General features: G+C 43.9%; 12 protein-coding genes and 1 pseudogene. 6 read left to right on the top strand and 7 right to left on the bottom strand.

What is annotated here, in order from left to right; translation table 11 throughout:
* The first annotated feature begins 70 nt into the window (after nucleotides 1-70).
* Genes A4G17_RS04370 through carB form a run of 3 tightly spaced genes read left to right on the top strand, consistent with a single transcriptional unit; the run spans nucleotide 71 to nucleotide 5073 of the window.
* Nucleotides 71-904 carry a PhzF family phenazine biosynthesis protein gene (locus A4G17_RS04370; protein WP_123957514.1) on the top strand — a complete coding sequence of 278 codons (834 nt, stop codon included), beginning with the start codon at nucleotides 71-73 and terminating at the stop codon, nucleotides 902-904.
* Between the two features lie 31 nt (nucleotides 905-935).
* The gene (locus A4G17_RS04365) at nucleotides 936-1850 is read left to right on the top strand and encodes an FRG domain-containing protein (protein WP_123957513.1); all 915 of its coding nucleotides are present in this window, start codon (nucleotides 936-938) and stop codon (nucleotides 1848-1850) included.
* Nucleotides 1851-1863: 13 nt separating this feature from the next.
* On the top strand, nucleotides 1864-5073 hold the full coding sequence (carB, locus tag A4G17_RS04360; protein WP_123957512.1) for a carbamoyl-phosphate synthase large subunit: 3210 nt from the start codon (nucleotides 1864-1866) through the stop codon (nucleotides 5071-5073).
* Nucleotides 5074-5231: 158 nt separating this feature from the next.
* On the opposite strand, the gene prfA is transcribed toward carB, so the two are convergent.
* The 5 genes from prfA to A4G17_RS04335 form a co-directional block, all read right to left on the bottom strand.
* A complete protein-coding gene (prfA, locus tag A4G17_RS04355; protein ID WP_123957511.1) occupies nucleotides 5232-6311 on the bottom strand; it encodes a peptide chain release factor 1 in 1080 nt (359 codons plus the stop codon).
* 157 nt (nucleotides 6312-6468) lie between these two features.
* Nucleotides 6469-6741, bottom strand: coding sequence for an HU family DNA-binding protein (locus A4G17_RS04350; protein ID WP_123957510.1), 273 nt, complete (start codon nucleotides 6739-6741; stop codon nucleotides 6469-6471).
* 139 nt (nucleotides 6742-6880) lie between these two features.
* Nucleotides 6881-7471, bottom strand: coding sequence for a YjaG family protein (locus A4G17_RS04345; RefSeq protein WP_123957509.1), 591 nt, complete (start codon nucleotides 7469-7471; stop codon nucleotides 6881-6883).
* A gap of 11 nt (nucleotides 7472-7482) precedes the next feature.
* On the bottom strand, nucleotides 7483-8547 hold the full coding sequence (gene hemE, locus A4G17_RS04340; RefSeq protein ID WP_123957508.1) for a uroporphyrinogen decarboxylase: 1065 nt from the start codon (nucleotides 8545-8547) through the stop codon (nucleotides 7483-7485).
* 103 nt (nucleotides 8548-8650) lie between these two features.
* A complete protein-coding gene (locus A4G17_RS04335) occupies nucleotides 8651-9445 on the bottom strand; it encodes a D-hexose-6-phosphate mutarotase (RefSeq protein ID WP_123957507.1) in 795 nt (264 codons plus the stop codon).
* Between the two features lie 130 nt (nucleotides 9446-9575).
* On the opposite strand from A4G17_RS04335, the pseudogene metJ reads away from it, so the two are divergent.
* The 3 genes and pseudogenes from metJ to panF all read left to right on the top strand — a co-directional run.
* A pseudogene (metJ, locus tag A4G17_RS04330) lies at nucleotides 9576-9827 on the top strand (met regulon transcriptional regulator MetJ); the annotation flags it as partial.
* A 104-nt stretch (nucleotides 9828-9931) separates the two neighbouring features.
* A complete protein-coding gene (locus tag A4G17_RS04325) occupies nucleotides 9932-10162 on the top strand; it encodes a YhdT family protein (protein ID WP_123957505.1) in 231 nt (76 codons plus the stop codon).
* Nucleotides 10163-11587: a sodium/pantothenate symporter gene (gene panF / locus A4G17_RS04320; RefSeq protein ID WP_123957504.1), complete on the top strand. Its 1425-nt coding sequence runs from the start codon at nucleotides 10163-10165 to the stop codon at nucleotides 11585-11587. It begins immediately after the preceding gene.
* Nucleotides 11588-11696: 109 nt separating this feature from the next.
* Here the strand turns inward: panF and pepT are convergent, their stop codons facing one another.
* Both pepT and recF read right to left on the bottom strand, forming a co-directional pair.
* The gene (gene pepT, locus A4G17_RS04315) at nucleotides 11697-12944 is read right to left on the bottom strand and encodes a peptidase T (protein WP_123957503.1); all 1248 of its coding nucleotides are present in this window, start codon (nucleotides 12942-12944) and stop codon (nucleotides 11697-11699) included.
* A gap of 18 nt (nucleotides 12945-12962) precedes the next feature.
* Nucleotides 12963-14042 carry a DNA replication/repair protein RecF gene (gene recF, locus A4G17_RS04310; RefSeq protein WP_123957502.1) on the bottom strand — a complete coding sequence of 360 codons (1080 nt, stop codon included), beginning with the start codon at nucleotides 14040-14042 and terminating at the stop codon, nucleotides 12963-12965.
* Nucleotides 14043-14306: the final 264 nt, after the last annotated feature.

Genomic DNA, 14306 nt, shown 5'->3' with positions numbered 1-14306 from the left:
AGATTTTAAAGAAAATTTGCAAATTTTTGATAGAAATTGACCGCTTGTGGAGAAATAACGAGATAAAACAATGCGAACTTATGCTTTTAAATTAGTAAACGTCTTTGCTGAAACTCACTTCGGTGGCAATCCGCTAGCAGTGTTTCCCCAAGCGGACGGTTTAACCGATGAAGAAATGCAACAAATCGCTAAACAATTTAATTTGAGCGAAACGGTCTTTGCTTTTTCATCGGAAACTGCTGTTGCGGATCTACGCATTTTCACCCCAGCTTATGAACTTCCGCTTGCAGGGCATCCGACTTTAGGCTGTGCTTATGTGTTGCAACAGCAACAACGGCTACCCGAGCAGTTTGTGTTAAATACCAAGGCGAAAGCAGTTCGAGTATTCGGGAAAAATGCAAAAATGGAATTGGCGATTGAAGGTTACGACATCAAACCAAGTGAAGCTACCCACAGTCAATTAGCCAAGGCGACGGGATTATCGGAAGCACAAATTGCGGAGACAGCCTATTGGCTTAACAGCGGATCCCCACAGCTTTTATTGCAACTTCATGAACGATCTGCCCTTGATCAAGTGGCAATTCATATCGCCACTTTACAAGAAATCTGTGAACAAGAAGCGAGAACGGTGATTTATTTGTGGTGTGAAGAAAACGAGACGATTTTTTCTCGTCTTTTTTATGTGGCGAACAATGCCCTGTTTGAAGATAGCGGAACAGGCTCCGCCGCTGCAAACTTAGGAGCGTATTTTCTTTCACAGGGTAAGTTCCCTCTCAATCGCCAAATTCATCAAGGCGACCAAATAGGCAGACCTAATCGCCTTTCACTCAAACTTGACGAAAATCAGACGATTTATGTTGGTGGGCAAGTGATTGAAGTAGGGGAAGGGAGTTTTTGGATTTAAGCAAAAAATTTAAAAAAATAGGAGAAAAAGTATGCCAAAAGATAGAAAGTCATATGCAACAAAACCATATACTAATTTAGATGGTTTTATAAAAACAATAATTAAGACAGTCAAAGATATAAAAGATGATGAAATCTTACTTTATAGAGGTCAGGCTGATTATAATTGGGATATTACACCATCAATAAAGAGAAAAGACTTCATAAATAAGGAAAATATATTTATTAGAGAAATAATATCATCTTTTCCTAATGACTTTAGAGATGATAAAACAACTTTAGATTATTTGATTAGAGCTCAGCATTATGAGTTGCCCACTAGATTAATAGATTTAACACTAAACCCTTTGGTAGCATTATATTTTTCTTTATCTGAAACAATTGAACTTGATGAGAATAATAACGAAAAGTATAAAGAAGACGGAGCAAAGAAATTTGCTGATGGTGCTGTATTTGTACTAAAAGTAAAAAAAGAACAGATAAAATATTATGATAGCGATACAGCTAGTTGTATCGCTAATTTAGCATTCTTATCTAAGGATGAAAAAGACACTATTAAAAATTACTGCCAACAGTATGTGAATAAAGAAAATAATGAAAAAGATGCATTCAAAAGTGAACTAATGAAAACAAAAGAATTTAAAAGATTACTTCATTTTATAAAATTAGAAAAAAATCATTTTGATGACAATATAAACCCTAGTGATCTATTATCTAATATTATTATCAAAGGAAAAATGAATAATAATAGAATTTTAGCTCAGCGAGGAGCATTCTTACTATGTGGTTTAGGAGAACCTAATTTTGATATTCTTTTGAAATTTAAAATTTCAGCTGAAAATAAGAGACCGTTAAAAGAAGAGTTAGATAAAGTAATGTCTATAAATGATGCATCAATGTTTCCTGAAATTATGCAACATTCTAAATATATCAAAGAAAAGATTTAAATAAGGAATAACAATGCCAAAACGTACAGACATAAAAACCATCCTAATTATTGGTGCAGGTCCGATTGTAATCGGGCAGGCGTGTGAATTTGACTATTCGGGGGCGCAGGCGTGTAAGGCGTTGCGGGAAGAAGGATATAAGGTGGTGTTGGTGAACTCAAACCCAGCGACCATTATGACCGATCCGAATATGGCGGACGTTACCTACATTGAGCCGATTGAGTGGCGAACGGTGGCGAAAATCATCGAAAAAGAGCGTCCTGATGCAATTTTGCCAACAATGGGTGGGCAGACAGCGTTGAACTGTGCCTTAGATTTATCGAAAAACGGTGTGCTGAAAAAATATGGCGTTGAGCTAATCGGGGCGACGGAAGATGCCATTGATAAAGCCGAAGATCGTGGGCGTTTTAAAGAGGCGATGACCAAAATCGGGCTGAATACGCCGAAATCGTTTGTCTGCCACACCTTTGAAGAAGCCTTAACCGCTCAAGAGCAGGTGGGCTTTCCAACCTTAATTCGTCCATCGTTTACCATGGGCGGTTCGGGCGGCGGTATTGCTTACAATCGTGATGAATTTATGGCGATTTGTGAGCGTGGTTTTGAAGCCTCGCCAACCCACGAGCTACTTATCGAACAATCGGTATTGGGCTGGAAAGAGTATGAAATGGAAGTGGTGCGTGATAAAGCGGACAACTGCATTATTATCTGCTCGATTGAGAACTTTGACCCGATGGGCGTGCATACGGGCGATAGTATCACCGTTGCTCCTGCACAAACCTTAACCGACAAAGAGTACCAAATTATGCGTAACGCCAGCCTTGCGGTGTTGCGTGAAATTGGCGTGGATACGGGCGGTTCAAACGTACAATTTGCGATTAACCCTGAAAATGGCGAGATGATCGTGATTGAAATGAACCCTCGTGTAAGCCGTTCTTCTGCCTTAGCGTCAAAAGCGACAGGCTTCCCGATTGCCAAAGTGGCAGCGAAATTAGCGGTGGGCTATACCCTAAATGAACTGCGTAACGACATCACTGGCGGTTTAATTCCAGCCTCATTTGAGCCAACGTTGGATTATGTAGTGACCAAGATCCCACGTTTTGCCTTTGAGAAATTTGCCAATGCGGACGACCGCTTGACCACCCAAATGAAATCAGTGGGCGAAGTGATGGCAATGGGGCGTACTTTCCAAGAGAGCTTGCAAAAAGCGTTGCGTGGCTTAGAAACCGGCATTTGTGGCTTTAATTTACTGTCAGAAGAGCCTGAAAAAATCCGTCGTGAGCTTGCCAACCCCGGCCCGAACCGTATTTTATATGTTGCCGATGCCTTTGGGGCAGGCTTCTCGCTCGAAGAAGTGCATCACTATTCCAAAATTGACCCTTGGTTCTTAATTCAAATTCAAGATTTAGTTCAAGAAGAACTGGCGCTTGAGAAAAAGCAATTTAGCGATCTTGACCGAGACGAGCTTCGCCGTTTAAAACGTAAAGGCTTTTCCGACAAACGTATCGCTCAACTGACCAATGTGAGTGAAAAAGCAGTGCGTGATTATCGTCGTAGCCTAAATGTGTTGCCTGTGTATAAGCGTGTCGATACCTGTGCTGCCGAGTTTGCTTCTGATACCGCTTATCTCTATTCCACCTACGAAGAAGAGTGCGAATCAAATCCATCGGATCACAAAAAAGTGATGATTTTAGGCGGTGGCCCGAACCGTATTGGACAAGGGATTGAGTTCGATTACTGCTGTGTGCACGCTTCCCTTGCCTTGCGTGAAGCGGGATATGAAACCATTATGGTGAACTGTAACCCTGAAACCGTTTCTACGGATTTTGATACGTCCGACCGCCTGTATTTCGAGCCATTAACGCTGGAAGATGTGTTGGAAGTGGTGCGTGTGGAAAATCCTTGGGGCATGATTGTGCATTATGGCGGTCAAACGCCACTCAAATTGGCGAATGCCTTACACGAAAACGGGGTGAACATCATCGGTACATCGGCGGATAGCATTGATGCCGCCGAAGATCGTGAGCGTTTCCAACGTATTCTGAATGAATTAAATCTCAAGCAGCCTGCCAACCGTACCGCGCGTAATGCGGCGGAAGCGGTGGAGTTGGCGAATGAAGTGGGCTATCCGTTAGTGGTTCGTCCTTCTTATGTATTGGGTGGACGTGCGATGCAAATCGTGTATAACGATGAAGAATTGAACAAATATATGCGTGAAGCGGTGTCTGTGTCTGACGATAGCCCAATTCTGCTCGATCACTTCTTAAATAATGCGATTGAAGTCGATGTGGATTGTATCTGCGATGGCGAAAATGTGGTGATCGGCGGCATTATGCAACACGTTGAGCAGGCAGGAATTCACAGTGGCGACTCGGCTTGCTCATTGCCAGCCTACTCGTTAAGCGGTGAGATTTTGGATGAAATTCGCAGACAAACCAAAGAAATGGCGTTTGCGTTAAAAGTGCGTGGCTTGATGAATGTGCAGTTTGCAGTGCAGAACGATGTGATTTATGTGCTAGAAGTGAACCCTCGTGCTAGCCGAACCGTTCCATTTGTGAGTAAAGCCACAGGTCGCCCATTGGCGAAAATTGCAGCTCGTGTGATGGCAGGGGAAACCTTGGCGGAATTGAATGCGTTAGACGAAATCATTCCAACCAAATTCTTTGTGAAAGAAGCGGTGTTCCCATTCATTAAATTCCCAGGAGTTGATACGATTTTAGGCCCTGAAATGCGTTCAACGGGGGAAGTGATGGGCGTGGGCGAAACCTTTGCTGAAGCCTTCTTCAAAGCACAGCTCGGTGCAGGCGAACGAATTCCGAAAATCGGTAAGGTGTTTATGTCGGTTGTTGATCAAGACAAAGCGACCTTGCTTACCATCGCCAAACGTTTCCAAGAGCAAGGCTACGGCTTGTGTGCCACTTTCGGTACCGCCAAATTCTTACGAGACAATGGCGTTGCAGTGCAAACCATCAATAAAGTGCGTGAAGGTCGCCCGCATATTGTCGATGCAATCAAAAACGGTGAAATCGCCCTCATCATCAACACCGTTAGCGGTGAACCCGAAGTAATTGCCGATAGCCACTCAATCCGCCGCACCGCCTTGCAACAGCGAGTGCCAATCCAAACCACCATTTCGGGGGCTTATGCATTAGTGGAAGGAGTTAAACACATCAACGAATTTGATGTTTACTCCGTCCAAGAGTTGCACCAAGAAATGCAGTTGTAAACAAAATGGGGATGCTAATCAAAATAGCCTCCCCATTGTCTAAACAGACATATTACTCACAACGTCTTTAGAGAAGTTGTTCTCGGCTTCGGGAGCGTTGGCATAGCCAACGTTCCAAAAGTTTTGCAAAATTTTGACATAAACTGACCGCTTGTAGGCTATTGATCGGACAACGCCGCAAGTTGATCCGCTTGATATTCAGTGATAATAGGTTGGATCAATTCGTCGATCTTACCGTTCATCACTTCATCAAGGCGGTAAACCGTCAAGTTGATACGGTGGTCAGTTACACGCCCTTGTGGGTAGTTGTATGTGCGGATTTTATCGGAACGGTCGCCCGAACCGAGCAAATTACGGCGAGTGTCTGCTTGCTCTTGGGCTTGTTTTTCTTTCTCCACTTGGACGATACGAGAAGCCAACACAGCCAACGCTTTGGCTTTGTTTTTGTGCTGGGAACGCTCGTCTTGACACTCTACCACGATGCCTGTTGGAATGTGGGTAATTCGCACCGCAGAATCCGTAGTGTTCACGTGCTGACCACCCGCACCCGATGAGCGGTAAGTATCAATGCGTAAATCCGACGGATTGATCTCTGGCATTTCTGATTCTGGCAATTCTGGCATTACCGCCACTGTGCAAGCGGAAGTGTGAATACGCCCTTGAGATTCGGTCTTTGGAACACGTTGAACACGGTGCCCGCCCGACTCAAATTTGAGCTGACCATAAACACCTTCACCGCTGATTTTAACGATGATCTCTTTGTAGCCCCCCTGTTCACTTTCGTTAGCGGAAAGCTCTTCAATTCGCCAGCGTTTACCTTCGCAGTAACGGCTATACATACGGTATAAATCGCCAGCGAAAATGCCCGCCTCATCACCGCCTGTGCCTGCACGAATTTCAAGGAAAGCGTTGTATTCATCGTTTGGATCTTTTGGTAATAATAAGATTTGTAATTGCTGTTCGACTTGTTCGATTTCAGCTTTGTTCTGCTCAATTTCTTCGGCAGCAATCTCTTTCATATCGGGATCATCAAGCAAAAATTGAGCTTCTTCGATATCGCGGTGTAATTTGTTCCAGCGGTTAAATGCCCCAACCACTTCTTCCAGTTGGGAATATTCTTTGGAATAGGCTCGGAATTTATCTTGATCGCTAATGACAGATGCATCGCCCAACAAGGCTTGGAGTTCTTCGTGGCGTTCGCTTAGGCTTTCTAATTTAGTAATAATCGACTGTTTCATAATACAAAGTAGGATGGGTTTTAGCCCACCAATAAGTGAAAAGAAATGGTGGCTTAAATCCACCTACATAAAATCGCACTATTTTAGCTGACAAGGCGAATAAACGCAAAAAGCCTAGAATATCTCTAGGCTTACATAAAATAGGATGGGAAAAGAATTATTTCACTAAATCTTTTAATGCTTTACCTGCAACGAATGCCGGTACGTTAGCTGCTGGGATTTCGATTGCTTCGTTAGTTTTTGGATTACGACCTGTACGAGCTTTGCGGTGGTTTACTTTGAAAGTACCGAAACCGATTAGTTGTACGGCATCACCTTTTTTAAGGCTGCCAGAAATTGCTTCTAAAGTCGCTTCTAATGCTGCTTTTGCGTCTTTTTTGCTTAAGTGTGCCGCTGCTGCGATCGCATCAATTAACTCAGTTTTGTTCATTGGTTGTATCCTCTAAAAGATTTATTGTTATTACTGGCTGTTATGCCTAAACTTAGATTTGCGTAAATGCGGTGATAGCTTAATTCAAACCCGCTTATTCTCAAAGCAAATAATGCAAAAATTGTTACCTACATCACATTTATTGATTAAAATTTAACCCAATATTGCTGACTCCACTCTCTCTAATCTCATTTTTCAGGCCTAAAATCAATTCTACATCGCGTTCTTCACGCTCATTCAACAATCTGTAGATCTGCCATTGCACATCTAATTCCTCCTGAATTTCAATAGCATTCTTAAGCTCTTGCTCGTTTAATTCACGATCGAGCTGAGTTTCTAAATAAGTTGCTACCGTTGCAAGCGAAAGTTGGCTAATTTTGACCGCCTGTTCGAGTGTTTCGCCTGCGATAATCGCATGCAACAGCTCTGACAAGGCTTCGCATGCATCTTGAGCGGGGAAAACTCCGTAAAAATCGTATTGATTAACATCAGGGATGATGTCTTCTAATTTTTCCAACTGATTTTCAAAATTGATCTTCGCCCCCTTCACTGTGAGAAACTCCCAAACGAGATTTAGTATATTTTGAAAAACTTTTGCCTGATCTGCCCGCTTGCTCACTTCACAAAATAGTTGGAAATTTGGCATCATTCGTTCGCATAAACACGCCATAAAAACAAGATGTTGCCAACTCTCAAAACGTTCCATACGTTTATGGATAGGGTTTCGCATAGGATTTCCTTTTATTGATGATATGACTTCGAAAATGTGTGGATCGCATCGACAAACACTTTCGGGCTTTGTTCTGGCACATCTTGGTGAATACCGTGTCCAAGGTTGAAAACGTGCCCTGAGCCATTGCCAAAGCCAGCTAAAATCGCTTGCACCTCTTGTTCAATGCGTTCTGGCGAGGCGTATAGTACGCTTGGATCCATATTGCCTTGCAACGCTACTTTATGCCCAACTCTTGCACGGGCATCGGCAATATCCACCGTCCAATCCAAGCCCACAGCATCGCAGCCAGTATCGGCAATCGCCTCTAGCCATAAACCACCGCCTTTAGTGAACAGGGTAACTGGCACACGGCGACCGTCATTTTCACGAAGTAAACCGTCCACGATTTTGTGCATATATTGCAGCGAAAATTCCTTGTAATCACGATGAGCCAATACGCCCCCCCAAGTGTCGAATACCATCACCGACTGTGCCCCTGCTTTGATTTGAGCATTCAAATATAAGATCACGCTGTTAGCCAGTTTATCTAACAAGCAATGTAGCAGTTTTGGATCGGTATAGAGCATTTTTTTGATTTTGGTGAAAGCCTTGCTTGAACCGCCTTCAACCATATAAGTGGCAAGCGTCCACGGGCTGCCTGAAAAGCCAATCAACGGCACTTCACCCTTTAATTCACGGCGAATGGTTCGCACCGCATTCATTACATATTGCAATTCACCTTCAGGATCAGGAATAGGCAAATTATCCACATCCGCTTTGCGTTCGATTGGGTGAGCAAATTTCGGACCTTCGCCAGCCCCAAAACTCAGCCCTAACCCCATCGCATCGGGAATGGTCAAAATGTCAGAGAATAAAATTGCGGCATCAAGATCGTAACGACGTAAAGGCTGTAAAGTGACTTCACAAGCTAAATCCGCATTGCGGCAAAGGGACATAAAATCCCCTGCTTGAGCACGGGTTGCTTTATATTCAGGTAGATAACGCCCCGCTTGACGCATCATCCATACTGGCGTCATATCAACAGGTTCACGCAATAGGGCTTTTAAATAGCGATCGTTTTTGAGAGTGGTCATATAGCATTCCGTTGGGCGTATTTATTCACCCGAAAAATAACATCAAAGAAAAGGCGGGTTAACCCCCCGCTCTGTGTGTGGCAAATCATATCACAAAATGAACTTAAAGTGCTTCTACGCTGAATTTTGCCGTGACCGTTTCGCCTTGATTTAACAAGCGATGAATGCGGGCGGTTTCAACGCAAACCATCGTTTTATGCCCTGCTTCGTTCATTCCTGACATCGCTTTGTGCCACGGATTCCACACCACTACTTCACTGGCATTTTGATGCTCAACATTAATTTGACGTTTTGCAATTGGATCGATGATCACGGTTGGCAAACCATTTGCGGTGTAAATTTCATCGACTAAATTTGCAAATTTTCTTGGGGAAGTGACCGCTTGCATGGTCTGTTCAACCGAATTGAAACTCTCATTGGGCAAGTTATGTAACTCAATTTGGGCAATATCCGCTACCTTGAAATAGCTATGCAACGCGACTTGAGCAGGCTTTGCGGCAAGATGGGTGAAGGTTAAACGACATTCAGAGCCTAATTCCATTTGCATTAACGCTTCGTCTTCCAAAGCGAGTTCTAACAACACACGATCAGCAAGGACATCGACTTTAGTGAGTGTCCATAAACGATTACGAGCCGTCCCGTGGGCAGGCTGTTTTACGCCCCCAAACCACGGATAACAAATCGGTACACCGCCACGTATTGCCACACCTGTTTCAAATGGCTCAACGTCACTCAGCCAAATCACATCTTGTGAACACGGGGTTGGCTGCCAGCTCAATAGTTGCGCCCCTTGCAAGGCGACCTTTGCGTGAAAAGAGGTATGCTGAATATACAAAATATCCAACTGGTTATGTTTGATAAGAGAAAGCCCAGCTGGAAGCGTTGGTATTGGTTTCATGGCGATATCCTTTATAGGTTCAAATAAATAAAATCATAACATTAAAACTAGGAATCTAGACGTCTAGATTGCGAACATAACGACTTTTGATTAAAATGATAGCTAAGTTTTTTATTTTTAGGTACTGAAAATGGCAGAATGGAATGGTGAATACATTAGCCCGTATGCAGAACACGGCAAAAAAAGCGAGCAGGTGAAAAAAATTACGGTGTCAATTCCAATTAAAGTGTTGGAAATTTTGACCAACGAACGTACTCGTCGCCAAATTCGTAATCTTCGCCACGCAACAAATAGTGAACTACTCTGTGAAGCCTTTTTACACGCATTCACAGGTCAGCCTTTACCAACAGATGAAGAGTTGATGAAAGATCGTACCGATGAAGAAGAAAAAAATGATCATTAGAGTAATTCATTGATGATGAATTCTCCTTTATGAGCGGGATTATCCCGCTTTTTTTGTGACTTTGTGAATAATCTGGAGGAAAAATGAAACATTCACAGCAAATAATGCGAGAAGTGCGTTGGTCGTTATGGCTGACGCTGTTTTATCTCGCAGGTTGGGTTGGATTTGCCTACTTTTCGCCAACGGGACGGGGCCTTTTAGGCTTTCCGATTTGGTTTGAGTTGGCGTGCATTTATTTGCCAATTTTATTTGTGTTGCTCACCACAATAGTAATCAAAACGGTATACAAAGCGATCGATTTGGAGGACAAATAAATGGATTTTGCCGTATTAATACCGCTTATCGCCTATTTGCTATTTGTATTTGGCGTGGCGTTTTATGCCTATCGTAAACGTGCAAGTGGTTCATTTTTAACGGAATATTACGTTGGTGGTCGCTCAATGTCAGGTTTTGTGTTGGCAATGACAATGGCGGCAACTTATGTCGGAGCAAGTAGCTTTATTGGTGGCCCTGGGGCTGCGTATAAATACGGCTTAGGCTGGGTGTTGCTTGCGATGATCCAAGTGCCTGCGGTGATTTTATCTCTCGGGGCATTAGGTAAAAAATTTGCGATTTTAGCCCGTAAAAATAATAGTGTAACGATTAACGATATGTTGCTCGCTCGCTATAAAAGCCCTGTGATTGTATGGCTTTCAAGCCTTGCGTTGTTGCTCTCTTTCTTTGCGATGATGGTAGTACAATTCATTGGAGCAGGGCGTTTGCTTGAGACCACACTGGGTATTTCTTACGGAATGTCACTGCTGATTTTTGCACTCACCGTTGGGGTTTATACCTTTATCGGTGGTTTTCGTGCGGTAGTGTTAACCGATACTATTCAAGGCTTGGTGATGATGGTTGGAACCGCATTATTGCTCGGTGGGGTCATTTATGCCGCGGGTGGCGTTGAGCCAATTATCAATCAATTAGAAGCGATTAACCCGCAGTTAATCACCCCTTACGGCATTGATGAGCGTCCGCTCGATTTCACGTTTATGACTTCGTTCTGGGTACTGGTCTGCTTTGGTTTGGTTGGTTTGCCTCAGCTTGCCGTTCGCAGTATGGCATATAAAGACAGTAACGCATTACACCATGCAATGATTATCGGCACTATCGTGGTATCGTTTTTGATGCTCGGAATGCACTTAGCAGGGGCTTTAGGACGTGCGGTTTCGCCTGACTTGAAAGTGGTCGATCAAGTGATCCCAACGTTGATGTTGCAAGTGCTGCCGCCAGTGATTGTCGGCATTTTCTTAGCTGCCCCAATGGCGGCAATTATGTCCTCTATCGACTCGATGTTGATCCAATCCTCTTCTACGATGATCAAGGATCTCTATCTGGCGATCAAACCAAGTGCAGCCCAAAACGAGAGCAAACTCAAACTGTTTTCTACTCTAACAACATTAACCCTCACCACAGGCGTATTTTTACTGGCGTTCAACCCACCTGATATGTTGATTTGGTTGAACTTACTCTCACTTGGTGGCTTAGAAGCAACCTTCTTATGGGTGATCGTACTTGGACTTTACTGGGAAAAAGCGAATGCGACAGGGGCAATCTGTTCAATGATCGCAGGGCTTGGTAGTTATGTTTTGATGAGCAGTTTTGGTATCAAAATTCTTAGCTTCCACACTATCGTTCCCGCACTCATTATCGGCTTGGTGGCTTTTTTAATCGGTAACCAATTCGGAAAACAAAAATAGGGCAACATCATAAAAAAATCGGCATCCAAATAAGATGCCGATTTTTTCATTCTTCGATACCACCAAGCTGATTTGCAAAATTTTTGCCAGATCTGACCGCTTGTCAGCCCTAAAACTCGTACTCAGTAAAAGCCTTAGCGATGCCAATAACCACTTGGGTAGCTTGCTCCATCACATCAACAGAAATAAATTCAAATTTACCATGGAAGTTTTCACCCCCAGTGAACAAGTTCGGGCAAGGCAAGCCCATAAAAGAGAGGCGCGAGCCATCAGTGCCACCACGAATTGGCTCTAAAATCGGTTTGATACCTTGGGCTTGCATCACGTTTTGGGCGATGTCGATGAGATATTTATGGTTTTCCAACACCTCGTACATATTGCGGTACTGCTCGGTGATTTCCACTTTACCACAATGCTCACCGTACACGTTTTGCATTTCAGACATTGTAGATCGCAACATTTCGCCGAAGCTAGCTAATTCTTCACGGCTGAAGCTACGCAAAATATAATGCAGTTCAGTACGATCGATGCCGCCGTCAATACCGCCAAGCATAATGAAACCTTCTCGCTGTTCGCTTTCTGCTGGGGTTAAATGGGCTGGCAAACGGCTGTGAAATTCGCAAGCTCGCTCCCATGCGTTGATCATTTTGCCTTTGGCTGTGCCTGGGTGAACGCTACGACCAAAAAGAGTGACTGTTGCTCCGTCTGCGTTGAAGTTTTCATACTGCAATTCGCCAAGGGGACCACCATCTAATGTGTAAGCGACTTCGGCACCAAAGGCCTGCACATCAAAGTGATCTGCCCCACGCCCGATTTCTTCATCCACAGTAAAGCCGATGCGGATTTTGCCGTGTGGAATTTCAGGGTGAGCTTGCAAATATTCCACTGCCGACAGGATAATCGAAATGCCCGATTTGTCGTCTGCTCCCAGTAACGATGTGCCATCGGTAGTGACCAGAGTATGCGTTTTCAAGCCATTTAATGCAGGGAAATCCTTCGGTGAAAGTACATCACCGCTGCCTTTTAGCAGAATATCTGATCCATCGTACTGCTCAATCACTTGTGGCTTCACATTTTTGCCGTTGAAATCAGGTGCAGTATCCACATGGGCAATCAAGCCAAGAGTTGGCACACTTTTATCGGTGTTCACAGGTAACGTGGCGAACAGATAGCCGTTTTGATCTAGGCTGATGTCACTCAAGCCCATTGCAGTCATTTCATCTCGCAAAAGGTGGAGCAAGTCCCACTGTTGCGGCGAACTTGGCGTAGTTTGGCTTTTGCGATCGGAGGTCGTATAAATTTGGGTGTAACGTAATAAACGGGTTAAAAGTGAGTGTTTAAGTTGAGAATCTTGCATATTTGTCCTTATTTTTATTCATTGAATTTTCCCTTGATGAACGGAGAAACGCATATCGTTGTTCTGTTCATCCCATTGCATTTGGTTGAGCTGATCTTGGGTGATGGCGGTCACGAATACCTGCGAGCCGCTTTGACGCAAACGATGAGCCAAAAGTGCCCGCTTGGTTGGGTCAAGTTCTGAGGCGAAATCGTCGATCAAAAACAGGCATTTTCTCTGCTTTTGAGCCATTAAGTATTCGCCTTGAGCTAACCGCAATGCACACATCAGCAATTTTAGCTGCCCACGTGAAAGTACATCTTCCACCGGTAAACCATTGGCACGAAAGCGGAAATCCGCTTTTTGCGGCCCAACCATGGTATAGCCTACCCCCCGATCTCGCTCAAAGCCTTGGGCTAAAATTTCTGCATAATCAGCCCCTTTTTCCCAACCTTGATGAAAGCTGACACTAATTTCTAATTCTGGCAAAAAGAATTGGCAGGTTTTCTCAATTTCAGGTCGCAACGCTTCCGCATACGCCGCACGCAGTTGGCTAACAATGTTGGCGAGTTTGGTGAGTTCAATATCCCAAGGTCGCAATTCTGCATAGTTCCGCACTTGTGCCAATGCTGAATTGCGTTGTTTGAGCAGCCGCTTGAGATTTGCCCAATGGCTATAAAATTCAGGGTGTTGATGGAACAATCCCCAGTCGAGAAATGCTCTGCGGTACGTCGGTCCGCCATTCAGCAGAGTTAAACCTTCAGGGGTGATCACTTGCATCGGCAACAGATGAGCAAGATCTGAAATCTTCTTGCCATCTTCGCCATTGATTTTCAGAATAGTATCGCCTTGGCGGCTTTTTTGGATCCCAACCGACCATTCGTGCTTAGCCTCTTCCACCTTGCCAAACAGGGTGAATTGATCTTGATCGTAATGAATAATACGGTTACTGATGTGGCTTTTGAACGACCGCCCGTGCCCGAGATAAAAGATCGCTTCAAGCAAACTGGTCTTGCCGCTTCCGTTTTCCCCCACCAAAAAATTAAAGCTGTGGCTCAATTCTAGATCCACCGCAGTTAAATTTCGGAAGTTGTTGGTGATTAAACGGGATAGTGACATAACAAGCGGTCAAATTTTATAGATTTTTTGCAAATTTACGTGAGTGAATACGTCAATAAATTCACCTACCGCTCACGATCTTCCCTTCTGAACCGCCTGAGCAGCTTTGAATTTGTAGGAAAAATTTAGTGTCTGAGCGAGCCTGCAAGCGAGTTTTAAATTTTTCCGTTAAGCACATTCAAACAAAGCGAAGACAAGCGGTGAAGTAGGGTTGCCTTTCTTTTGGTTACTTTTCTTTGACAACGCAAAGAAAAGTAACAAACA

Source organism: Frederiksenia canicola, from assembly GCF_011455495.1.
In the GTDB taxonomy this organism is placed as follows: domain Bacteria; phylum Pseudomonadota; class Gammaproteobacteria; order Enterobacterales; family Pasteurellaceae; genus Frederiksenia; species Frederiksenia canicola.
Note: the sequence above shows the minus strand (reverse complement) of the source record. Positions and strands in the feature narration are given on the sequence as shown.